Genomic DNA, 22241 nt, shown 5'->3' with positions numbered 1-22241 from the left:
TAGGCGTGTCTGATTCGTGTCTCTATCCGGTGACTTGCGGGCTCAACTGACCGTCCCGCGGCCTGAAATTCTCGATCACCCGCAGCAGCACCCGCGCGCCGGTGTCGGCATCGGCGAGCTCGACATGCTCGTCAGGATGATGGCTGATCCCGCCGCGGCAGCGGACGAAGATCATGCCGACATCGGCAATGTCGATCATCGCCATACCGTCGTGCCCTGCCCCGCTCGGCAGCTCGAATACGGAAAAACCTTCCGCTCCGATCGCCTTGGCGATCTGCTCCTTGAGCCAGGGCGCACAAGGTGCAGTGCGGTTCTCGTGCGTGACATCGAGCTGAAGCACCAATTGCCGGCGCTTGGCAATCGCCTCGATCTGGCGGACGATGTCGGCGACTGCACGCTTGCGATGCATGTCGGTCGGTGCGCGCATGTCGATGGTGAAGGACACCTCGCCCGGGATGACGTTGGTCGCGCCGGGCCTTGCCTGGATGTATCCGACGGTGCCGACCAGCCCGCCCTCGTCGGTCCGGCAAAACTGCTCGATCGCGCCGATGCATTCGGCGGCGCCGGCAAGTGCGTCGCGCCGAAGCGCCATCGGCACCGTGCCGGCGTGACCGGCCATGCCGGTCAGCCGCGCGGCAAGGCGCGTGGCCCCTGCGATCGCGGTGACGACGCCGACGGGCAGGTTCTGCGCTTCCAGCACCGGCCCCTGCTCGATGTGCAGCTCGAGATAGGCAAGCAGTTCGCCTCGCGCCCGCGCAGCCGCGCCGATATGATCGGGGTCGAGGCCGAACGTGATGAGCGCATCGCGCATCGACAAGCCGTCACGGTCGCGCGTGTTCAGGACGCTCTCCTCGAATGTGCCGGCCACCGCGCGGCTGCCGAGGAGCGTCGAGGCGAAACGTACCCCCTCTTCATCGGCAAAGCCGACGACCTCGATCGCGAACGGCAGGCGCTTGCCGCGGCGGTTGAGGTCTGCGACGCAGGCGATCGCGGTGATCACGCCGAGCGGCCCGTCCCACTTGCCGGCATCGCGCACCGTGTCGTAGTGCGAGCCGAGCATCAGGCAGGGCGCACCCGGCCGCTCGCCTTCGTAGCGGCCACAGACATTGCCGATCGCATCGAGATGCGCGCTCATGCCGGCCTCGCGCATCCAACCCAGGATGAGGTCCGCAGCCTCGCGCAGCTCCTTGCTGAGATAGATGCGGGTGAGCTTGCCAACCTCTTCCGAAATCGCGCCGAGCTCGTTGATGCGGCGCCCGATCTCTTCGCCGAGCGATGTCGTCTGAACGGCGTTCCCAGCAACCATCTCGGCGGGCTTTCCATCTCTCGCGGACCGCAGCAGCGGCGGTTCTGATGACGATCGATACAAGTTCGGTGCCAGCGAAAATCACGCATCCGGCGCCGTCCCAATCCGCACGTGGTTAGCATGAATGCGAGTGGCCGGCCGACCGTCCCGCTCCCCTCATGCACCCGCACGAACCGGTTAAGGCTGCTTAACTCCATTGCATACAATTGGGGAGTTACTGCCCATAAATTAATCTGTCGATCCCCTGACCAGGATTCGGGCAGCGCTCAAGCTCCATTATTTTCAATAGCTTACACTCAAATGAACGATCCGCAGCCTGTGGCACGAAGCTTGCGACACTTGTTCCAAGCTCCGCCAGACCGGCGGTAGCCGCGAGATTGAGGCGGGGCATCCGCCAAGGGGAGCAAGCAATGGATTTTGGCAGGATTTCACGACGGCATTTGTTGCAAGGCAGCGCGGCCCTGACCCTCGGCGCCGCGGCTGGCGTCCGCCCGGCCTTCGCAGCCGAGACGACCATCGGCTTCATCTATGTCGGCTCGCGTGACGACTACGGCTACAACCAGGCGCATGCGCAGGGCGCAGCGGCACTGAAGAAGATTCCCGGCCTCAAGGTCGTCGAGGAAGAGAAGGTGCCGGAGACCGACGCGGTCGAGAAGACGATCGAATCCATGATCAATCTCGACGGCGCCAGCCTGCTCTTCCCGACATCGTTCGGCTACTACAATCCGCACATGGTCAAGATGGCCAACAAGTACCCGAAGCTGCGCTTCGAGCATTGCGGCGGCCTGTGGAGCGACAAGGACCCGAAGAACGCCGGCAGCTATTTCGGCTATATCGACGAAGCTCAATACATCTCCGGCATCGTCGCCGGCTACACCTCCAAGAGCGGCAAGCTTGGCTTCGTTGCGGCCAAGCCCATCCCGCAGGTGCTGCGCAACATCAACGCTTTCACGCTCGGGGCCAGGCTAGCCAATCCGAAGGCGACGACGCAAGTCATCTTCACCGGTGACTGGTCGATGCCGGTCAAGGAAGCCGAAGCCACCAACAGCTTGATCGACCAGGGCGTTGACGTGCTCACCTGCCATGTCGACGGCCCCAAGACCATGGTCGAGAACGCGGCGCGCCGCGGCGCCTTCGTCTGCGGCTATCACACCAACCAGTCGCCGCTCGCGCCGAAGGCGTATCTCACCGGCGCGGAGTGGAATTGGGAAGCGCTCTATCCGAAGTTCGTGAAGATGATCGCCGCCGGCGAGAGCATCCCGAACTTCTATCGCGGCGGCCTCAAGGAAGAGATCGTCAAGACATCGCCCTATGGCGAAGCGGTTTCCGCAGAAGCCCGCAAGCATGCCGACGACGTCAAGGCCAAATTCCTCTCGGCTGACGGCTACGCCATCTTCAAGGGCGGGCTGGTCGACAACAAGGGCAAGACGGTGATCGCGGCCGGCACCGATCGCGGCCAGAAGGATCCCGAGCTGGAGAAGATGGACTACCTCGTCGAAGGCGTGATCGGAGCGACTTCGTGACGACGGAAGCTGTGGATTCCACTGATGCGGCCGGGACGATTGCCCCGGCCGCCGATCCCGGCTTTCTCCAGCGCCATGGCGCAACGATTGAATACATTCTTATCCCGGGCGCGGCGCTCGTCGGCGCGCTCGTGGTGTTCGGCATCTTCGTCGCGATGTTCGGCAAGAATCCGCTCGACCTTTATTTCTACATGTACTACGGCGCGTTCGGCACCTGGTTCTCCTGGCAGAACACCCTGACGCGCGCGGCGCCGCTGATCCTCACCGCACTCTGCACCGCGTTGCCCGCGCAACTCGGCATGGTCATCATCGGCGGCGAAGGCGCGCTCCTGATCGGCGCACTCTCGGCAACCAGCGCCGCATTGGCGCTTCAAGGCATGCCGCCGCTCGCCGTGCAAATTGTCATGGTCATCGCCGGCGTGACCGGCGGAGGCGTGTGGATCATGCTGTCGGGCGGCTTGCGACAGTATCGCGGCGTCAACGAGACCATATCGAGCCTGCTGCTCGTCTACATCGCGCTTGCAATCCTCAACCATCTCGTCGAAGGCGCGATGCGCGATCCCGCCAGCCTCAACAAGCCCTCGACGCGCGAGATCGGCACCGCCAACATGATCGGCACCATTCCCGGCACCGACGTGCATTGGGGCCTGGTGTTCGGTCTGATCGCCGCCATTGCTGCCTACATCCTGATCTATCACACTGTGTTCGGCTTCGCGGCGCGGGTTGCCGGCGGCAACATCCGCGCCGCGAAAATCGTCGGCCTCGGCGTCAACAAGCTGATCCTGACCATCTGCTTTCTCGCCGGCGGCGCCGCAGGCCTTGCCGGCATGGTCGAGGTCGCCGCCGTACAGGGACGCACCAATGCCAATCTTGCTGCAGGCTACGGCTTCACCGGTATTCTCGTCGCCTTCCTCGCGCGGCAAAATCCGCTCGCCATCATCCCCGTAGCGATCCTGCTCGGCGGCATCAGCGCCAGCGGCGGCCTGCTGCAACGGCGCCTCGGACTTCCGGACGCGTCCGTGCTGGTGCTCCAGGGCATCATCTTCGTCTTCGTGCTGGCCAGCGATGCGCTCTACGGCCGCATCGGATTCCTGAAGGGCAAATCCTGAGATGGCAGACGGATCGATCGGACTCTGGACCGTCCCGCTCGCTGTGCTCGGCGGCGCCATTCGTGTCTCCACGCCGTTCCTGTTCGTGAGCCTGGGGGAATGCATCACCGAGCGCTCCGGCCGTATCAATCTCGGCCTCGAAGGCACGCTGGTGATGGGCGCGATGAGCGCCTACGGTGTCTCGTACCTTTCGGGCTCTCCGTGGCTGGGCGTGCTCGCAGCCGGCATCACCGGCGCGCTGCTGGGCGCGCTGCACGCTGGCATCTGTTCGCTGCCGCGCGTCAACGACGTCGCAGTCGGCATTGCATTGATGCTGTTCGGTACCGGCCTTGCCTTCTATCTCGGCAAGCCGCTGATCGAGCCCACCGCGCCGCGCCTGCCCGCGATCGATTTCGGCTGGTGGAGCGACGTCCCCCAGGTCCGCGCCGCGCTGCGCGTCAACGTGCTCTTCCTGATCGGCGTCGCGCTCGCACCAATCCTGTACTGGGCCTTCCGCACCACGCGCTGGGGCTTGCTCATCCGCACCGCTGGCGAGAGCTCGGATGCCGCGCGCGCGATGGGCCACTCGGTGCTGCTGATCCGCCTGCGCGCCACCATGGTCGGCGGCTTCCTCGCCGGCATCGGCGGCTCGTTCCTGTCGCTGTTCTATCCCGGCAGCTGGAATGAAGGATTGTCCTCGGGCCAGGGCATCACGGCGGTGGCGCTCGTGATCTTCGCGCGCTGGGATCCCCTGCTCTGCCTCTGGGCCTCGCTCGCCTTCGGCGGCGCCGCGGCGCTGGGGCCGGCGCTGCAATCGGTCGGCGTCACCTCCGGCTATCACCTTTTCAATGCCGCGCCCTACATCCTGACGCTGGCGATCATGATCATCACCTGCTCGCCCAAACGCACACTGACCGGAGCCCCGGCCGAATTGTCGATCACACGCTAGAGAGCAAGATCATGCCCGAGCGACACATCAAGTCCGAGCCCTATGCCTGGCCCTATAACGGCGACCTCCGTCCCGAAAACACCGCGCTCATCATTATAGACATGCAGACCGATTTCTGCGGCGTCGGCGGCTATGTCGACAAGATGGGCTACGACCTCTCGCTGACGCGGGCACCGATCGAGCCGATCAGGAAGCTGCTCGCAATGATGCGCAGCCAAGGCTTCCATATCATCCATACCCGTGAAGGCCACCGCCCCGATCTCTCCGATCTTCCCGCCAACAAGCGCTGGCGCTCGCGCCAGATCGGCGCCGGCATCGGCGATCCCGGCCCCTGCGGCCGCATCCTGGTGCGCGGCGAGCCCGGCTGGGACATCATCCCGGAGCTGGCGCCGCTGCCGGGCGAACCGATCATCGACAAGCCGGGCAAGGGCTCGTTCTGCGCCACCGACCTGGAGCTGATCCTGCGGGTGCGCGGCATCGAGAACATCGTGCTCACGGGCATCACCACCGACGTCTGCGTTCACACCACCATGCGCGAGGCCAACGATCGCGGCTTCGAATGCGTGCTGCTGCACGATTGCTGTGGCGCGACCGACAAGAGCAACCACGACCACGCGCTGAAGATGATCAAGATGCAGGGCGGCGTGTTCGGCGCGGTCTCGACGTCGGACGCCTTCATCGGAGCGATTTCGTGATCATCGGTGAAACGCCACCGCCCTCCGGCGCCTTCGGCGTCGATGCCGTCGCCATGACCATGCGCTTCGGCGATTTCCTGGCGCTGGACAATGTCGAGCTGAAGGTGCGGCCGGGCTCGTTCCACGCGCTGCTCGGCGAGAACGGCGCCGGCAAATCGACCCTCGTCAAATGCATCATGGGCTATTACCACGCCACCGAGGGCGACATCCTCGTCGGCGGGCGCGAGCAGGCGATCGGCAATCCGAAGGACGCTCACGCGCTCGGGCTCGGCATGGTCTACCAGCATTTTACGCTGGTCCCGGCGATGACGGTCGCGGAAAACCTCGTGCTGGCCCGCGACGATGTGCCGGCGGTGGTGAACTGGCCGAAGGAGATGAAGGAGCTCGAGGCGTTTCTGAGCCGCATGCCCTTCAAGGTGCCGCTCGGCGCCAAAGTCTCGGACATCTCTGCCGGCGAACGCCAAAAGTGCGAGATCCTCAAGCAGCTCTACCTGAAGCGTCGCTTCCTGATCCTGGACGAGCCGACCTCGGTGCTGACGCCGGCGGAGGCCGACGAGGTGCTCGGCATGCTCCGCGGCCTGGTCGTTAGGGGTGAGCTGACGATCCTGATGATCACGCACAAGTTCCGCGAGGTCATGGCGTTCGCCGACGACGTCACGATCCTGCGCCGCGGCAAGCTGGCGGGTCATGGCAAGGTGGCTGAGCTCACGCCGGACGCGATGGCTCGCACCATGATCGGCGCCGAGGAGTTGACGGTGCAGCCGCCGCGCACCGGTAAGGCTGGCCAAGCCAGGCTCGAGCTGCAAAAGCTCCGTGCACTCGACGATGCCGGCGCAGTCGCCGTGCATGACGTTTCGCTCACTGTGCGGGCCGGCGAGATCGTCGGCATCGCCGGTGTCTCCGGCAACGGCCAGCGCCAGCTGGTCGAGGTGCTGGCCGGCCAGCGCGAGGCCGAAAGCGGCGAGATCCGTGTTGCCGGCGATCCCTACCGCGCCAGCCGCGAGGAGATGCGGCGCCACAAGATGTCGCTCCTGCCCGAGGAGCCGTTGAAGAACGCCTGCGTCGGCGGCATGAGCGTCGCCGACAACATCGCCTTCCGCGAATTCGACCGTGCGCCCTTCGCCCGTGGCGGCTGGTGGCTCAATCGCGGCGCCTTTCGAGACGACGCCAGGACGAAGATTGCGCAATACAAGATCAAGACCCGCACGCCGGATACGCCGATCTCGGCACTGTCCGGCGGCAATGTGCAACGTGCCGTGCTCGCCCGCGAGCTCGGCAGCGACGTCGAGGTACTGATCGCGGCCAATCCCTGTTTCGGCCTCGACTTCGCAGCGGTGGCGCAGATCCACGCCGAGATCATGGCCGCCCGCAACCGCGGCGCCGCCGTGCTGCTCGTCAGCGAGGATCTCGACGAATTGCTCGAACTCTCCGACCGACTGGTGGTGATGTTCCACGGCGAATTCGTGTATGAAGCACGGACCAGCGAGGCCGACCTCACCGTGGTCGGCCGGCACATGGCGGGACACTGACCAGGGAACAGCGATGGGCGGCACATCCGAGCGGGACGAGTACTTCCTGCGTCTGTCCTTCGCGATCGCCCGCCGCTCCCTCACCCATGGCAACCACCCGTTCGGCTGCATCGTCGTCGATGCGGATAGCAACGTGCTGATCGAGACCGAGAACGGCTACATGCCGGATCACGACGGCACCGCGCATGCCGAGCGCCTCGCGGCCACGCAGGCCTGCCGCACGCTCAGTCGCGAGGTGCTGGCGAAGGCGACGCTCTATTCCTCCGCCGAGCCCTGCGCGATGTGCGCCGGCGCGATCTACTGGGCCGGCATCGGCCGCGTGGTCTATGGTCTCAGCGAGCACCGCCTGCGCGGAGTTACCGGCAACCATCCGGAGAATCCGACGCTCGACCTGCCCTGCCGCGAGGTCTTTGCCAGCGGGCAGAGGCCGACCGAGGTGGTCGGGCCGTTGCTGGAGGATGAGGCCGAAGCGTTGCACCAGGGCGCGTGGACGAAGTAGCAGCACATCCAAAAGGAGATGACGCCGCGGAGGTTTGACGCGGCGCCATCGTCTTTCACCTGCAGAAGGTCAGGTGGTTAGAACTTCACGGTGATACCGGAATAGAGCGAGGACTCGGTGCAGGAGCCGGTGCTCACCGTCCGGCCACCGACGGCCGTGGTACAGCCGACGGCAAGGTTGTGATCGAGGCCGAACTTGTTCTGCCAGTAGCGGTAGGCCACCCAGACGTCCACGAAGTGGGAGTACTTGTCACCCCAGGCCGCCTTCGAGGCATCGAAGGTCAGACGGATGGGTTCCGAATTCAACTCGACCGCCGTGTTGTAGACGCCATTCGCCGGGCTGTAGGGAAGCGGCTCGGTGTCGGTGCCCTTCTTGCCGTACCAGCCGGCACGGCCGCTGATCGAGAAATACTGCATGTTCGGCGGCAGGAAGCCGAGGTCCATGTAGTAGTTGACTTCGACAGCCCAGGTTGGCTTGAACGACGTGTTGCCGTCCGCGAGACACGTCACTCCGGGAACGCCCGGACCGAACAGGCCGCACTGGCTGAAGGAATTGTGGTTGGCGAACTCCCAATAGGCCAGCGGCGCGACGTTGATGTAGCCCTTGTAGGGCAGGTCGAACGCAAACTGCAGGCCGCCGACGACGTCGCGCTTGGCAGCCCCGAAATACCTGTTCTCGGTATTGGCATCCATGCCGACTTCAAACGAGATGTTGTGCAGCGGCCCCGCGGTGAAAGCCTTGGTGTTGAAGAGCTCGTTCCAGCCGAAGGTCGAGCGGAACAGGCCATAGATTTCGGTCGCTCCGGCGCAGGATGCCGGCGCGCCGAAGATCGTGCCCGCGTTGGTGCAGGGTCCCGCCGGGTCATTGTGATCCGACTTGAACATGGAGATGGTGAAGAAGTTCGTGCCGTATGCCCAGAGGTCGAAATGGGTGAACGAATAGACCTGCTTGGTGGTCTTGCTGTTGATCGATCCATCCGGCCGGAATGACCACGCGCCCGGCTGCGAGGCGTTGAAGATGTACGAGAACGTGACGCGGTTATCGATGACCAGGAAGAACGGAAGGTCCGGCGCCTTCTTGACCGCCTTGACCGGCAGATCCGCCGCTTGAGCCAGGCCACCGGTGGCCAGCGTAGCAAGTGACAGCGCCGCTGCTGCCATTGCCGTGTAACGAAACGACATCCTGAATACCCCCAAGTTTGGACACGTAAAAATGAACGTCCCCTGGGTGCGACACTTGCGCCGATCTTCCGGAGTGAGAAGCCTCAACTTTTCACACGGCGTGCCGCTTGTTTCGGCAGCACGCGACGAGCCATGGAGGAGATTGCAGAGTGCCCGCACGCGGCGAGCACGGGAGGCAAGTGATCGCTATTGCCGAACATTCCCGATTGTTTTTATTCGGATTTTCTGATCGCGCCCCGATGCGACGCCGAGTTGGAGTAGGCGTCGCGATCGCTGCGCTGCAAGCGATGGACGGACCGGCGCATGATTGCTCAACATGGCGTCAAGCCTGCACAGAGGGTTCCGATTTGGTTTGAACCGTCACAAATTTGCAACAGGCGCGGCTCGAAACCGCGATTGCTTCCGCTGTCCGTGTTTGCACTCAAAAGCGTGGAACGACTCAACCGGCACCGCCGCACCTGCCGCAGCGTTGAGCAAGGGATGACGCTTTTTCACATCTTACGCGACGGCTCAAACTAGCCCACAATTGAGGCACTTCATCCATGCCAGCGCATCAGCGAATGTTAGATCAGACGCCTAACGGCCTGCATTCCGGCGAGCCCCCTCTGCTTCAGGCGATCGGGCTCACCAAGCGCTATGGCGATTTCCTCGCCAACGATGCCATCGACATCGAGATCCGGCCGAAGGAAATCCACGCGTTGCTGGGCGAGAACGGCGCCGGCAAGTCGACGCTGGTCAAGGCGATCTACGGATTGATCCAGCCCAGCGCCGGCGAGATTCACTGGCAGGGCGAACGACTAGTGCTGTCCGGTCCCTCGGACGCGCGCAGGCGCGGCATCGGCATGGTGTTCCAGCATTTCTCGCTGTTCGACAATCTCACCGTCGCCGAGAACGTCGCGCTCGGTCTCGACGGGAAGGAATCCTTCAAGGACATGTCGGCGCGGCTGGAGCGGGTCTCGAAGACCTACGGACTGCCGCTCGATCCCCGACGCGAGGTCTGGCAATTGTCGGTCGGCGAGCGCCAACGTATCGAGATCGTCCGCGCGCTGATGCAGGATCCGAAATTCCTGATCCTGGACGAGCCCACCGCAGTGCTGACGCCTCAGGAAGCCGACCAGCTTTTCATCGTGCTGGAGCGGCTCAAGGCCGAAGGTCGCGCCGTCCTCTACATCAGCCACAAGTTAGAGGAAGTGAAGCGGCTCTGCGACACCGCAACGATCCTGCGCGGCGGCAGGAAGGTCGAAACCTGCAATCCCCGGCGCGAGACCGCCGCCTCGCTCGCGCGCATGATGGTCGGGGCTGAGATCAAGCAAGTGAAGGCCGCATCCGGCCGTAAGACGACCGTGCCGCGGCTCGTCGTCAACGATCTCTCGCTCGCTCCAAGCGAAGCGCATGGCGTACGTCTCGAGCACATTTCGTTCGAGCTGAAGGGCGGCGAGATCTTGGGCATCGCCGGCGTCGCCGGCAACGGCCAGGACGAGCTGTTCGCCGCACTCTCCGGCGAGCGCCTGTCGAAGGACCCCGGCACCGTCGTGATCGAAGGCATCGCCGCCGGCCACCTCTCGATCACGCAGCGGCGCAAGCTCGGCGCCGCCTTCGTGCCCGAGGAGCGGCTCGGCCACGGCACCGCACCGCGAATGAAGCTGTCGGAGAATGCGCTGCTCACTGGACATGCCGCCAGCGGTATGGTCCATCACGGCTTCATCGACACCGCGGCAACGCTGAAGACGGTCGACCGCGCGACCGAAACGTTTGACGTCCGCAAGGCCAGACGCGATCCGGAAGCAGCATCCCTCTCCGGCGGCAATCTGCAGAAATTCATCGTCGGACGCGAGATCCTGCGCAATCCGGCGGTGCTGGTGGTGAGCCAGCCGACTTGGGGCGTCGATGCCGGCGCTGCCGCCGTGATCCGCCAGGCGCTGCTTGATCTCGCAACCGCGGGCGCCGCCGTGCTCGTGACCAGCCAGGATCTCGACGAACTCACGGAGATCGCCGACCGGATCGCCGTGATGTTTCACGGCCGGCTGTCGGCTCCGCTCGCCGCCAGCGAGGCGAGCCGCGAAAAGCTCGGTCTTCTGATGGGCGGCAGCAGCCTGGAGCCGAAGGAGGCCACGCATGCAGTTGGTGCTTGAGAAGCGCGCCGAACGCTCCAATACGATCGCGCTGATCTCGCCACTGATCGCGATCGGCCTCACGATCGTGACCATGGTCATCCTGTTCGCGATCCTCGGCAAGAATCCGCTGCTCGCTTTGCATGCCTATTTCATCGCGCCCCTCACCGACGGCTATTCGCTTCAGGAGATCGCGGTGAAGGCCACGCCGCTGGTAATGATCGCGATCGGGCTGTCGCTCTGCTATCTCGCCAATGCCTGGAACATCGGCGCCGAGGGACAATTCCTGATCGGCGCCGTCGCCGGAAGCTGGATTGCGGTGAAGACGCAGGGCACCGATGCCGGCGCCTGGGTGCTGCCGGCCATGCTCGTGCTCGCCGCGGCCGCAGGCGCGCTCTATGCGCTGATCCCCGCGATCTGCAAGGTGAAGTTCGGCGCCAGCGAGATCCTGACCAGCCTGATGCTGGTCTATGTCGCCGACCTTTTCCTCGACTATCTGGTGCGCGGCCCCTGGCGCGATCCGCACGGCTTCAACTTCCCGACCACGGCCGAGTTCGATCCGGTGGCAACGGTGCCGCTGCTGATCGAGGGCGGCCGGCTGCATCTCGGCTCGATCATCTCCCTGCTCGTCGTCGCTGCAGCCGCGATCCTGCTCGCACGCACCATCAAGGGCTTTGAGATCCGCGTGGTTGGAGCCGCGCCGCGTGCCGCGCGGTTCGGCGGCTTCAATGCCGACCAGCTGATCATCCTGACCTTCGCGGTCTCCGGTGCGCTGGCAGGCCTCGCCGGCATCATCGAGGTCGCAGGACCCGTCGGGCATCTCCAGCCCGGCATCTCGCCCGGCTACGGTTTCACTGCGATCATCGTCGCCTTTCTCGGCCGGCTGAACCCGCTTGGAATATTAATTGCAGGCCTTTTCCTCGCATTGACCTTTATCGGCGGCGAGCAGGCACAGATCGCAATGAAGATCCCGTTGGACGTCACCAAGGTCTTCCAGGGCATTTTGTTGTTCTACGTGCTCGCCTGCGATTCCCTCATCCTCTACCGCTTCAAGCTGATCTTCGCGAACCGACAGGTGACCCGTGGAGCTGGTTGAGGCCATCATCCTGGCGGTGCTCGCCGCGTCGACGCCGCTGCTGATCGCGGCGACCGGCGAGCTCGTGACCGAGCGTTCCGGCGTGCTCAATCTCGGCGTCGAGGGTATGATGATCGTTGGCGCGGCCTGCGGCTTTGCCGGCGCCTGGTTGACCGGCTCGATCTTCATTGGAGCGCTGTTCGGCATTGTGGCGGGCGCGTTGATGTCGCTCATCTTCGCGCTGATGACGCTCGGGCTCGCCGTCAACCAAGTCGCAACGGGTCTCGCGCTGACCATCCTCGGCATCGGGCTCTCCGGGCTGATCGGCGCCGGCTTCGTCGGCGAGCGCATCACGCCGGCAGTGCACCTCACCATTCCCGGCCTCACGGATGTCCCCCTGATCGGCCGGGTGCTGTTCGGCGAGGACGCCTTCGTCTATTTTTCGGTCGCGCTCATCGTTGGCGTCTGGTGGTTCCTGTACCGCTCGCGCGCGGGATTGATCCTGCGCGCCTGCGGCGACAATCATGTCTCCGCGCATGCACTCGGCTATCCCGTGCTGCGCATCCGCACCTTCGCCGTGATGTTCGGCGGCGCCTGCGCGGGACTTGCGGGCGCTTATCTGCCGCTCGCCTATACACCGTTCTTCATTCCCGGCATGACCGCTGGCCGCGGCTGGATCGCGCTGGCGCTGGTCGTGTTCTCGTCCTGGCGGCCGGGCCGGCTCGTCGTCGGCGCTTACCTCTTCGGCGCGGTGACGATCCTGCAACTGCATGCGCAGGGCTGGGGCGTCGGCATCCCCTCGCAGTTCATGTCGGCGCTGCCGTACCTTGCTACCGTCATCGTCCTGGTCCTGCTCTCCCGCGCGCGCACTGGCGGCTCGACCGCGCCGGCCGCGCTCGGCAGCGTGTTCGTGCCTGACCGCTGAGTTTTTCATTTCCGCAGCGTGCGCGATGGGGCGCGCGCGTTGCGGATCGTGGCTTTCCCCTGATGTTTGGAGATTGATGATGAGGAAATCACTTCTTGCGCTGGCCGCCGGGCTTTTGTTGGCCGGGAGCGTCGGTGCAGCCTCCGCCGCCGACAAGTTGAAGGTCGGCTTCATCTATCTGGGTCCGATCGGAGACCTCGGCTGGACCTATCAGCACGATCTCGCGCGGCAGGCGCTGCTGAAGGAATTGGGCGACAAGATCGAGACCACCTATCTCGAGAACGTGCCCGAAGGTCCCGACGCCGAACGCTCCATCGAGCAGCTCGTTCGCGCCGGCAACAAGCTGATCTTCACGACCTCTTTCGGCTACATGGATCCGACGCTGAAGGTCGCCAAGAAGTATCCGAACGTGCATTTCGAACACGCCACCGGCTACAAGCGCAACTCGAACATGTCGACCTATTCGGCCAAATGGTATCAAGGCCGCTACATTCAAGGCCTGATTGCGGCCAAGATGTCGAAGTCCGGCGTGCTCGGCTATATCGGCTCGTTCCCGATTCCCGAGGTCGTCTCCGGCATCAACGCGACGATGTTGGCGGCGCAGACCATCAACCCCAACATCAAGGTCAAGATCATCTGGGCCAACACCTGGTTCGACCCGGGCAAGGAGGCCGACGCCGCCAAGGCGCTGATCGACCAGGGCGCCGACGTGATCATGCAGCACACGGATTCGCCAGCCGCGATGCAGATCGCCAGCGAACGCGGTAAGCTCGCCTTCGGCCAGGACTCCGAGATGATCAAGTTCGGTCCCAAGACCCAGCTGACCTCGATCCTTGACACCTGGGGCCCCTACTACATCGAGCGCGTCAAGGCCGAGCTCGCCGGCACCTGGAAGTCCGAGGACACCTGGGGCGGCCTCGACAGCCACATGTTCGCGATGGCGCCCTATACCAACATGCCTGACGACGTGAAGAAAATGGCCGAGGATGCCCAGGCCGCGATCACAGCAGGCAAGCTGCATCCGTTCAAATGCCCGATCGTTGGGCAGGACGGCAAGCCGGTCGAGTGCAAGGGGGGCGATCACCTCGATGACGGCCAGATCCTCGGCATGAATTTCTACGTGAAGGGCATCGACGACAAGCTTCCGGGCAAGTAGCACGCTTCTTGCTTTGACCAGATCACCTGCTCCTCCCGGAGGAGGTTCGGAGGGGGTGGCCAGAAGCACCCGGCACTTGTGGCTGCCCCCTCTTTTATCCCAGCTGCATGCTCCGCGCCGCCGAACTGTGGCGGCGGATGAGGTCCGCCACATCGAGGCCCGGGATCGCGCCGTCGACCACGGCCCATTTTCCCGCCACCATCACCCGGTCGGCCCGATACGCCCCGCACAGCACGAGGGCGGCCAGGGGATCGCCGTGGCCTGAGAAGCGCAGCTCGTCCAGCTTGAACAACGCGAGATCGGCGGCCTTGCCGACGGCGATCTCGCCGAGCTCGGGTCGACCGACGCACGCGGCCGATCCTCTGGTGACCCAGCGCAGAGCGTCTTTGTGGCTGACCTTCGTCACGCCGTAGCGGGCTCGTTGCAGCAGGAAGGCGGCACGCACTTCCTGCATCAGGTTCGAGCCGTCGTTGGAGGCCGAGCCGTCGACGCCGATACCGATGCCGACCCCGGCCTCCTCCATCTCGCAGACGGGACAGCAGCCGGAGGCCAGCAGCTGGTTGCTGCACGCGCAATGGCTGATGGTCGTCCTGGCCTTGCCGAGCCGCTTGATCTCGTCCGCGTTGAAGAAGATTCCGTGAGCGAGCCAGGTCCGCGCATTGAGCCAGCCGCATTGTTCGAGATAATCGAGCGGGCGGCAGCCATACATCTGCTCACAGAATTTGTTCTCATCCTCGGTCTCGGCGAGATGGGTGTGCAGGCGCACGTCGAGCTTTTCGGCGAGTTCGGCGGTGGCGCGCATCAGCGAGGTCGTCACGGAGAAGGGCGAGCACGGCGCGAGCGCAATCTGCACCATCGCATCCGCGCTACGCTGGTGATGCTTGGCGACCACGCGCGCGCTGTCGGCGAGGATGGTGTCCTCGTCCTGCACGACGCTATCAGGCGGCAGGCCGCCGTCGCGCTGCGACAGGTTCATCGAGCCGCGCGTCAGCAGCACGCGCACACCGAGCCGCTGCGCCACCGCCACTTCGATATCCACGGCGTCCTCGAGTCCTGCCGGGAAGACGTAGTGATGATCGGTCGTCGTGGTGCAACCTGACAGCAGCAGCTCGGACATCGCCACGGTGACGCCGAGTTCCAGCGCCTCCGGCGTCAGCTTCGCCCACACCGGATAGAGCGCCTGGAGCCAGGGAAACAGCTCGCGATCCATCGCCGCCGGCAGGGCCCGCGTCAGTGTCTGGTAGAAGTGATGGTGCGTGTTGATCAGGCCAGGCAGCACGACGTGGTCGCCTGCATCGAACACCGCGATATTTGCAGTCGCGGGCATCCCGCCGGCAGGCACCAGCTCGACGATCCGGCTATCCTTCACCACGATCCCGCGCTCGGCCCCGTCGGCGAGGATGGCCAGGGGATCCCTGATCCAGATCGGACTTGCGTCAGTCATGATCCTGCTTCTCCTCACCTCCGCTGACGGCAGGCCTGCAAGGCGGAGGCCGGTCCGATCGCGTTCTTGGCTGCGACTTGTTGTTGCGACTTGGCTCCGGTCTTGCAAGACTTTCTCTTGTCCGATTCACCCGGCGGAAGCGTTGGCGCAGCCATGGATTTGAATACCATCACAGCAGTCGCCCATCCGCAAACACGCGCGCAGCTCCCTGCCTGGACGGCAGGTGATGCTTGGCTCGCGGGCGGCACTTGGCTGTTCTCGGAGCCGCAAACGCATCTGAGGCGGCTGATCGATCTCACCGACCTGAAATGGCCGGCGCTGACGATCACCGCGAGCCATCTCAGCATCGCCGCCACCTGCACCATCGCGGAGCTCGATGGTCTCGCCTGCCCGTCCGACTGGCTCGCCGCGCCGCTGATCGGCCAGTGCTGTCGGGCCTTCCTTGCTTCGTTCAAGATCTGGAAGACGGCAACGGTCGGCGGCAATCTCTGCATGTCGCTGCCGGCGGGACCGATGATCTCGCTCACCTCGGCGCTCGACGGCGTCTGCATCATCTGGAAGGCCGGCGGTGGTGAACAGAGGATCTCCGTCGCCGACTTCGTCACCGGCAACCAGCGCAACCGCCTGACGCCAGGCGACCTGATCCGGCAGATCGATATCCCGATTGCCGCATTAAGGCGCCGCACCGCCTTTCGCCAGATCTCGCTGGCGTCCGTCGGCCGCTCTGCGGCGCTTCTGATCGGTAGTCTCGATCCGGATGGCACGCTGACACTAACGGTTACTGCGTCGACGGTGCGGCCGATCCAGCTGACCTTTCGCAAGGCCCTCCACGCGAGTGCGCTTCGCGATGTGATCGTGCAGCAGATCACGGACGACCTGTACCATACCGACATCCATGGCAAGCCGCTCTGGCGCAAGCACATGACGCTGCGGCTCGCCGAGGAGATCCGCGGCGAGCTCCTGGGCGGAGTGCCGTCATGAGCTTCGAGATCAACGGCAAGGCGTTTTCGCAAGAGCCGCGCGCCGGCCAGTGCCTGCGTACGTTTCTGCGCGAGCTCGGCCATTTCGGCGTGAAGAAGGGTTGCGATGCCGGTGATTGCGGCGCCTGCACCGTGCTGTTGGATGGCGAGCCGGTCCATAGCTGCCTGATCCCGGCGTTCCGCGCCGAGGGGCGCAGCGTCACCACGATCGAAGGTCTCGGTGGGGACCACGGCGCCCATCCGATGCAGCAGGCCTTCCTCGATGCGCAAGGCTTTCAATGCGGCTTCTGCACCGCCGGCATGATCCTGACCTGCGCCTCGCTGAACCAGGCGCAGCGCACCGATCTCGGCACGGCCTTGAAGGGCAATATCTGCCGCTGCACCGGTTATCGTTCGATCGAGGACGCGATCCTCGGCAACACCAATGTCGAGGCGAGTGTCGAGGCTGGCGCCGCATTTGGCCGTAGCCTTCCGGCCCCCGCGGGTCCCGACATCGTGCGCGGCAAGGCGCGCTACACCTTCGATACCGCCATCGACGGACTGCTGCACATCAAGCTGCTCCGTTCCCCGCACGCGCACGCCAGGATCGTGGCGATCGACACGTCGGAAGCCCTTCGCGTCGCCGGCGTGCACGCCGTGCTGACGCATGAGGATGCGCCGCCGGTCCTGATGTCGACCGCGCGGCATGAGAAGGAGTGGATGGATCCTGAGGACACCCGCATTCTCGATAACGTCGTCCGCTTCATCGGCCAGAAGGTTGCCGCCGTCGTCGCCGAGAGCGAAGCCGCCGCCGAGGAGGCGTGCCGGCGGCTCAGGGTCGACTACGAGATATTGCCTGCGCTGATCGATCCGGAGCAGGCGATGGCCCCGGGCGCGCCCGTCATTCATCCTGATCGCACCATCGCGAACCGGGTCACTGATGCTCAGCGCAACCTCGTCGCGGAGACGCATGGCGAATTCGGCGACGTCGCGGCTGCGCTCGCCACCTCTGCCGTCACCTACGAGGGCACCTTCCACAGTCACCGTGTGCAGCATGCCGCATTGGAGACCCATGGCGGCCTCGCCTGGCTCGATAACGCCGGCGTGCTCAATGTCCGCACCTCGACGCAGGTGCCGTTCCTGACCCGGCGCGCGCTGTCGGATATCTTCAAGCTTCCTATGGACAAGGTCCGCGTGTTCTGCGAGCGCGTCGGCGGCGGCTTTGGCGGCAAGCAGGAGATGTTCGTCGAGGACATTCTGGTGCTTGCCGCGCTCAAGACGGGGCGGCCGGTGAGGCTGGAGCTGACCCGCGAGGAGCAGTTCATCGCGACCTCGACGCGCCACCCGATGCGGGTCCACATCAAGGCCGGCGCCGATGCCGACGGCAAGCTCACCGCGCTCCAGCTCGACGTGCTCTCCAACACCGGCGCCTACGGCAATCACGCCGGGCCCGTGATGTTCCACGCGCTGGCTGAGTCCATCAGCGTCTATAATTGCCCGAACAAGCGGGTCGACGGCGCCGCCGTCTACACCAACACCGTGCCGGCGGGGGCGTTTCGCGGCTATGGCCTGCCGCAGGCGCTGATCGCGGTGGAGGCCGCGATCGACGAGCTGGCCAAGCAGCTCGGCATCAGCCCCTACGAGATGCGCCGGCGCAACATCGTCAGGCCAGGCGATCCCATGCTGTCGCCGCCACCGTCCGAATTTCACGACGTCGACTATGGCTCCTACGGGCTCGACCAGTGCCTCGACCTTGTCGAGCGCGCGATGCAGGCCGATGGCCCGCAGCCCGAGCTGCCGCCGGAATGGCTGATCGGCGACGGCATCGCGCTGACCATGATCGACACGGCGCCGCCGGCGGGCCACCTCGCCGACGCCATGATCGTGCTGCGCGATGACGGCGGTTTCGACCTTACCGTCGGCACCGCCGAGTTCGGCAACGGCACCAGCACGGTGCACCGGCAGATCGCGGCGACGACGCTTGCGACCACCGTCGACAGGATCCAACTGCGCCAGTCCGACACCGCCCATGGCGGCCACGATACCGGCGCCTATGGCAGCGCGGGCATGTTCGTCGCGGGCAAGGCGACTCATGCGGCGGCGCTCCAGCTTGCGACCGAGCTGAAGGCGGCGGCCGCGGACGCTTGGCTGTGCGATGCCGCGATCTGCACGCTCGAAGCTGACGCCGTCGTCAGCGGCGTGCGCCGCATGTCCTTTGTGGAGCTGGCAAGGCTCGCACGCGACCGCGGACAGCCATTCGCAGGCACCGGCAATTCCACCGGCACGCCGCGCTCGGTCGGCTTCAACGTACAGGGCTTTCGCGTCGCCGTGAACAAGGGCACCGGCGAGCTCAGGATTCTCAGGAGCGTGCAGGCGGCGGACGCCGGCGTCGTCGCCAATCCCATGCAATGCCGCGGACAGGTCGAGGGCGGCGTCGCGCAGGCACTCGGCGCCGCGCTCTACGAGGAGATGGTGATCGACGCAGACGGCCGGGTCACCAACCCGAAGTTCCGCGACTACCACCTGCCCTCCTTCGCCGACGTGCCCCGCACCGAGGTGTTCTTCGCCGAGACGTCCGACACGATCGGACCGCTGGGCGCGAAGTCGATGAGCGAGAGTCCGTACAATCCGGTCGCCGCCGCGCTCGGCAACGCCATTGCCGATGCCACCGGCGTCCGCTTCACCGCGCCGCCTTTCAAGCCGGACCGGCTGTTTCCGGCGCTGCTCGACAAGTTCGGTGGCTAGAGCGGGATGGTTCGGTTCACCTCTCCCGTAGGGAGAGGTCGGAGCGCATCGAAGATGCGGTCCGGGTGAGGGTTTAGGTCTCACTGAGCGCCGCAGCCCCTCACCCGGATTGCTCAGGCGCGCAATTGCGCGCCACAGCAATCCGACCTCTCCCCTTTGGGGAGAGGTGAACCACGGACAGCCCGCCGAACCTACATGCTCTAACTGCCGCGATAGGTCGAATAGCTCCATGGAGTGACCAGGAGCGGCACGTGATAGTGTCCCTCCGGCTCGCTGATGGCGAAACGTAGCGGGATCTCGTCGAGGAACGGCGGGTCGGATAACGGCACGTTACGCTCGGCGTAATATCTGGCAACGCTGAACCTGAGCTCGTAGCGGCCGATCGGCATCGGGCGACCGCCGATCAGTGGCTGATCCGTGCGGCCGTCCGCGTTGGTGACAGTGCGGGCAATGACGCGGCTCTCGCCGAGGCGCGCGAGCTCGACCAGCTCAACCGGGATGCCCCGCGCAGGCTTGCCCGTGTGATTGTCGAGCACATGCGTCGACAGCCGGCCGTGCACCTTCAGCTTGTCCTCGGCCATGACGAGCTGATCGAGCCGCAGCGCGGAGATGCGGCCGATCTCCTCGATCGCGCGCCTTATCTCGGTCTTGACGATGTTGAGCAGCCGCGTCTCGAAGTCACGCAGGATGGAATCCCTGGTGTGACGACGCACGCAGACGATGTAGGGGAAGCCGAATTTGTCGCGATAGGCGGTGTTGACGCGCTCGAACGCGGCGTATTCGGCGTCCGACAGCCGGTCGAGGCCGGCGCTGTTCTGCTCGTCGGTCGATTCTGCCGTGAGGCCGGCGGCGCGCTGGGTCTTGTTGGCGAGATCGGGATGCGCCCGGATCAATGCCAACTGCACGTCCGGTTCGGCGCTCTGGATCGCCGCCATCAGCGCAGCATGCAACTGGTTGATGCCGTTGAACGGCCGTTTCCCGGCGAGCTGCTCGGCGATCCACGGTGAATATTCGACGACGTTGGCGAGCGCCGCGACGAAATCGGTTTTGCTTGCAGCGTTGAGATCGGCCAGCGAGATCTGCGACATCGCTCACTCACCCGATCTCGAATGCATCGGCCGCAAGGTGCGCGTGCTTGTCGTGCCAGTGCTGCGCGATCTGCAATCGCGTCGGCACCCAGACGCGCTCCTGCTTGCCGATGTAATCCAGGAAGCGCATCAGCCCCGCAGCGCGGCCGGGCCGGCCGGCGAGGCGGCAGTGCAAGCCGACCGACATCATCTTCGGCGCGGTCTGCCCTTCGGCATAGAGCACGTCGAAGGCATCCTTCAGATAGGTGAAGAACTGCTCGCCTTCGGCAAACCCCTGCGGGTTGATGAAGCGCATGTCGTTGGCGTCCAACGTATAGGGAATGATGAGCTGCTTGCCGTTCGCGCCCTTCACCCAATAGGGCAGATCGTCCGCATAGGAATCGCAGAGATAGAGGAAGCCGCCCTCCTCCATCAGGAGGCGGTTGGTGTTGATCGAGGAGCGTCCGGTGTACCAGCCGAGCGGCCGCGATCCGGTCGCCGCGGTATGGACGCGGATCGCTTCCGCGATCTCGGCGCGCTCCTGCGCCTCGGTCATGTCCTTGTGCTCGATCCACTTCAGGCTGTGGCTGGCAATGTCCCAGCCCGCCTCCTTCATCGCAGCTACGATTTCCGGATTGCGCTTCAGCGCGGTCGCGACACCGAACACGGTGGTCGGCCAGTTGCGTTCGCCGAACATCCGCCATAGCCGCCAGAAGCCGGCGCGGGAGCCATATTCGAACATCGATTCGATATTGGCGTGGCGCTGGCCCGGCCACGGCTGCGCGCCGAGCACGTCGGACAGGAAGGCTTCCGAGGCGCGGTCGCCGTGCAGAATGTTGTTCTCGCCGCCTTCCTCGAAATTGACGACGAACTGCACCGCGACCCGCGCATTGCCGGGCCATTGCGGATGCGGCGGGTTGCGGCCGTAGCCGCGGAGATCGCGCGGGTAGCGGGTCTCAGTCACTCAGACTTCCTCGAAGCGGATCGGCAGGGCGCCCTTCCACAGCACGCTCTTGCCCAGCGTTGCCAGATTCTCCAGGCCCGAGGTCAGCGTGATGAAATGGTTGCCGGCGAGCTGGCCCATCTTGCTCGCGAAGTGCACGCCGCCATAGGCGAGCAGGATCTCGGTCTCGCTGATGCCGCCGGGATAGAGGATGATCTGGCCGGGCGCGGGATAGCTTGTGTGGTTCTCGTAGCCGACGCCGAAATCGAGGTCGCCGAGCGGCATCCACACCCCCTCGCCGCTCCAGCGCACATGGATGATGTGGCTTTCGAACGGCAGCGCCTTGCGGAACGCGGCGACAGTCTTGGGCGCCAGCTGCTCCTCGAAGCGGGCATCGAAGGTGAAATCGCCGGCGCGGATAACGAGTTTGCTCATCTCATCTCTCTGGGTCGGGGGCGATGGGCCCCACGGTGGATTCCTCGGCAAAGAGCATTCCATCGGGCTTCGCGCAAGGGGCGCGGCCCTCACCTGCGGTCGTAGGACCAGCCGAAAATGCCGCTCCGCCGGACCTCCGGCTCCGGCTCCGCGGTCGCCGTCGGAGGCATCTCCTTCAGTTCCGCCTGCGGCGGCGGGGGCGGCGCCAGCAGGGTCTCGCATTTCATGGAGTAGACCAGCTTGCCGTCCGCGGTACGCCCGATCGGGGCACAGGGGTCGGGATGCGCCGCCGTGGTCTTCGGCGTCATCTTCACTTGCGCCGCCGCCGGTGAGGCGATCAGCAGCAGGACCAGCAGATATCTCGACATCATTGTCGCCTGGAAACTCAATTGGCCCCATTGAACCGGATTGCAGCGGTCAAGTCCATCGGCGCCGCGGGCACGATTGCCGAATATTTAGCCGACATGCGCCTAACACTCTGGGCGGGGGCCAAGACGAATTCGGGGAACGCAACTGCTTCGACGCCGTCATTGCGAGCGCAGCGAAGCAATCCAGAATCCCTCCGCGGCAAGATTCTGGATTGCTTCGTCGCAAGGGCTCCTCGCAATGAC

At 64.9% G+C, this 22241-nt stretch carries 19 protein-coding genes and 1 pseudogene; 13 read left to right on the top strand and 7 right to left on the bottom strand.

Annotation, left to right across the window (positions count from 1 at the left end; genetic code table 11):
• Positions 1 to 22: 22 nt before the first annotated feature.
• Positions 23 to 1306 carry an allantoate amidohydrolase gene (locus AAE027_RS36100; protein ID WP_370989767.1) on the bottom strand — a complete coding sequence of 428 codons (1284 nt, stop codon included), beginning with the start codon at positions 1304 to 1306 and terminating at the stop codon, positions 23 to 25.
• Positions 1307 to 1716: 410 nt separating this feature from the next.
• Between AAE027_RS36100 and AAE027_RS36095 the strand changes: the two genes are divergently transcribed.
• Genes AAE027_RS36095 through AAE027_RS36070 form a run of 6 tightly spaced genes read left to right on the top strand, consistent with a single transcriptional unit; the run spans position 1717 to position 7589 of the window.
• Positions 1717 to 2829, top strand: coding sequence for a BMP family ABC transporter substrate-binding protein (locus tag AAE027_RS36095; RefSeq protein ID WP_128938953.1), 1113 nt, complete (start codon positions 1717 to 1719; stop codon positions 2827 to 2829).
• Positions 2826 to 3938: an ABC transporter permease gene (locus AAE027_RS36090; RefSeq protein ID WP_370989768.1), complete on the top strand. Its 1113-nt coding sequence runs from the start codon at positions 2826 to 2828 to the stop codon at positions 3936 to 3938. Before AAE027_RS36095 ends, AAE027_RS36090 begins: the two co-directional genes overlap by 4 nt.
• Position 3939: 1 nt before the next feature.
• Entirely contained in the window at positions 3940 to 4866 is a 927-nt protein-coding gene (locus AAE027_RS36085) for an ABC transporter permease (protein ID WP_091897131.1), read from the top strand.
• Positions 4867 to 4877: 11 nt separating this feature from the next.
• Positions 4878 to 5561, top strand: a complete 684-nt coding sequence (biuH, locus tag AAE027_RS36080) for a biuret amidohydrolase (protein ID WP_370989769.1) — start codon at positions 4878 to 4880, stop codon at positions 5559 to 5561.
• The gene (locus AAE027_RS36075; protein ID WP_370989770.1) at positions 5558 to 7090 is read left to right on the top strand and encodes an ABC transporter ATP-binding protein; all 1533 of its coding nucleotides are present in this window, start codon (positions 5558 to 5560) and stop codon (positions 7088 to 7090) included. The genes biuH and AAE027_RS36075 overlap by 4 nt, the downstream gene beginning before the upstream one ends.
• Positions 7091 to 7103: 13 nt before the next feature.
• On the top strand, positions 7104 to 7589 hold the full coding sequence (locus AAE027_RS36070) for a nucleoside deaminase (protein ID WP_370989771.1): 486 nt from the start codon (positions 7104 to 7106) through the stop codon (positions 7587 to 7589).
• A 77-nt stretch (positions 7590 to 7666) separates the two neighbouring features.
• Here AAE027_RS36070 and AAE027_RS36065 read toward each other — a convergent pair whose 3' ends face one another.
• Entirely contained in the window at positions 7667 to 8770 is a 1104-nt protein-coding gene (locus AAE027_RS36065; RefSeq protein WP_370989772.1) for a hypothetical protein, read from the bottom strand.
• 560 nt (positions 8771 to 9330) lie between these two features.
• On the opposite strand from AAE027_RS36065, the gene AAE027_RS36060 reads away from it, so the two are divergent.
• From AAE027_RS36060 to AAE027_RS36045, 4 genes are all read left to right on the top strand, one after another.
• Complete coding sequence (locus AAE027_RS36060) at positions 9331 to 10902, top strand: ABC transporter ATP-binding protein (RefSeq protein WP_370989773.1); 1572 nt, start codon at positions 9331 to 9333, stop codon at positions 10900 to 10902.
• A complete protein-coding gene (locus AAE027_RS36055) occupies positions 10886 to 11977 on the top strand; it encodes an ABC transporter permease (protein WP_370989774.1) in 1092 nt (363 codons plus the stop codon). The genes AAE027_RS36060 and AAE027_RS36055 overlap by 17 nt, the downstream gene beginning before the upstream one ends.
• Positions 11964 to 12881: an ABC transporter permease gene (locus tag AAE027_RS36050; protein WP_370989775.1), complete on the top strand. Its 918-nt coding sequence runs from the start codon at positions 11964 to 11966 to the stop codon at positions 12879 to 12881. The genes AAE027_RS36055 and AAE027_RS36050 overlap by 14 nt, the downstream gene beginning before the upstream one ends.
• Before the next feature lie 79 nt (positions 12882 to 12960).
• Positions 12961 to 14037, top strand: a complete 1077-nt coding sequence (locus AAE027_RS36045; protein ID WP_370989785.1) for a BMP family ABC transporter substrate-binding protein — start codon at positions 12961 to 12963, stop codon at positions 14035 to 14037.
• 94 nt (positions 14038 to 14131) lie between these two features.
• On the opposite strand, the gene AAE027_RS36040 is transcribed toward AAE027_RS36045, so the two are convergent.
• Complete coding sequence (locus tag AAE027_RS36040; protein ID WP_370989776.1) at positions 14132 to 15481, bottom strand: 8-oxoguanine deaminase; 1350 nt, start codon at positions 15479 to 15481, stop codon at positions 14132 to 14134.
• A gap of 153 nt (positions 15482 to 15634) precedes the next feature.
• On the opposite strand from AAE027_RS36040, the gene AAE027_RS36035 reads away from it, so the two are divergent.
• Both AAE027_RS36035 and AAE027_RS36030 read left to right on the top strand, forming a co-directional pair.
• A complete protein-coding gene (locus AAE027_RS36035) occupies positions 15635 to 16462 on the top strand; it encodes an FAD binding domain-containing protein (RefSeq protein ID WP_370989777.1) in 828 nt (275 codons plus the stop codon).
• Positions 16459 to 19185: a molybdopterin-dependent oxidoreductase gene (locus AAE027_RS36030; protein WP_370989778.1), complete on the top strand. Its 2727-nt coding sequence runs from the start codon at positions 16459 to 16461 to the stop codon at positions 19183 to 19185. The genes AAE027_RS36035 and AAE027_RS36030 overlap by 4 nt, the downstream gene beginning before the upstream one ends.
• Before the next feature lie 200 nt (positions 19186 to 19385).
• Here AAE027_RS36030 and uraD read toward each other — a convergent pair whose 3' ends face one another.
• From uraD to AAE027_RS36010, 4 genes are all read right to left on the bottom strand, one after another.
• Positions 19386 to 20273, bottom strand: coding sequence for a 2-oxo-4-hydroxy-4-carboxy-5-ureidoimidazoline decarboxylase (gene uraD / locus AAE027_RS36025; RefSeq protein ID WP_370989779.1), 888 nt, complete (start codon positions 20271 to 20273; stop codon positions 19386 to 19388).
• Between the two features lie 7 nt (positions 20274 to 20280).
• The gene (gene puuE, locus AAE027_RS36020; protein ID WP_370989780.1) at positions 20281 to 21216 is read right to left on the bottom strand and encodes an allantoinase PuuE; all 936 of its coding nucleotides are present in this window, start codon (positions 21214 to 21216) and stop codon (positions 20281 to 20283) included.
• Positions 21217 to 21630, bottom strand: coding sequence for a DUF3830 family protein (locus AAE027_RS36015; RefSeq protein WP_014493672.1), 414 nt, complete (start codon positions 21628 to 21630; stop codon positions 21217 to 21219).
• A gap of 89 nt (positions 21631 to 21719) precedes the next feature.
• Entirely contained in the window at positions 21720 to 21998 is a 279-nt protein-coding gene (locus tag AAE027_RS36010) for a hypothetical protein (RefSeq protein ID WP_370989786.1), read from the bottom strand.
• A 21-nt stretch (positions 21999 to 22019) separates the two neighbouring features.
• Between AAE027_RS36010 and AAE027_RS36005 the strand changes: the two are divergent.
• Positions 22020 to 22241, top strand: a pseudogene (locus tag AAE027_RS36005) (hypothetical protein); the annotation flags it as partial.

The sequence above is a fragment of the Bradyrhizobium sp. DN3 genome (genome assembly GCF_041357655.1).
Classification (GTDB): domain Bacteria; phylum Pseudomonadota; class Alphaproteobacteria; order Rhizobiales; family Xanthobacteraceae; genus Bradyrhizobium.
The sequence above is the reverse complement of the archived record's forward strand: the minus strand, read 5'-3'. Positions and strand labels throughout refer to the sequence as shown.

What these genes read in the sequence shown, in the direction of transcription:
- AAE027_RS36010 (WP_370989786.1), bottom strand. Translation starts at nt 21,998, where the DNA reads ATGTCGAGATATCTGCTGGTCCTGCTGCTGATCGCCTCACCGGCGGCG.
- AAE027_RS36035 (WP_370989777.1), top strand. Translation starts at nt 15,635, where the DNA reads ATGGATTTGAATACCATCACAGCAGTCGCCCATCCGCAAACACGCGCG.
- AAE027_RS36070 (WP_370989771.1), top strand. Translation starts at nt 7,104, where the DNA reads ATGGGCGGCACATCCGAGCGGGACGAGTACTTCCTGCGTCTGTCCTTC.
- uraD (WP_370989779.1), bottom strand. Translation starts at nt 20,273, where the DNA reads ATGTCGCAGATCTCGCTGGCCGATCTCAACGCTGCAAGCAAAACCGAT.
- AAE027_RS36100 (WP_370989767.1), bottom strand. Translation starts at nt 1,306, where the DNA reads ATGGTTGCTGGGAACGCCGTTCAGACGACATCGCTCGGCGAAGAGATC.
- AAE027_RS36085 (WP_091897131.1), top strand. Translation starts at nt 3,940, where the DNA reads ATGGCAGACGGATCGATCGGACTCTGGACCGTCCCGCTCGCTGTGCTC.
- AAE027_RS36055 (WP_370989774.1), top strand. Translation starts at nt 10,886, where the DNA reads ATGCAGTTGGTGCTTGAGAAGCGCGCCGAACGCTCCAATACGATCGCG.
- AAE027_RS36060 (WP_370989773.1), top strand. Translation starts at nt 9,331, where the DNA reads ATGTTAGATCAGACGCCTAACGGCCTGCATTCCGGCGAGCCCCCTCTG.
- AAE027_RS36045 (WP_370989785.1), top strand. Translation starts at nt 12,961, where the DNA reads ATGAGGAAATCACTTCTTGCGCTGGCCGCCGGGCTTTTGTTGGCCGGG.
- AAE027_RS36065 (WP_370989772.1), bottom strand. Translation starts at nt 8,770, where the DNA reads ATGTCGTTTCGTTACACGGCAATGGCAGCAGCGGCGCTGTCACTTGCT.
- biuH (WP_370989769.1), top strand. Translation starts at nt 4,878, where the DNA reads ATGCCCGAGCGACACATCAAGTCCGAGCCCTATGCCTGGCCCTATAAC.
- AAE027_RS36040 (WP_370989776.1), bottom strand. Translation starts at nt 15,481, where the DNA reads ATGACTGACGCAAGTCCGATCTGGATCAGGGATCCCCTGGCCATCCTC.
- AAE027_RS36030 (WP_370989778.1), top strand. Translation starts at nt 16,459, where the DNA reads ATGAGCTTCGAGATCAACGGCAAGGCGTTTTCGCAAGAGCCGCGCGCC.
- AAE027_RS36095 (WP_128938953.1), top strand. Translation starts at nt 1,717, where the DNA reads ATGGATTTTGGCAGGATTTCACGACGGCATTTGTTGCAAGGCAGCGCG.
- AAE027_RS36015 (WP_014493672.1), bottom strand. Translation starts at nt 21,630, where the DNA reads ATGAGCAAACTCGTTATCCGCGCCGGCGATTTCACCTTCGATGCCCGC.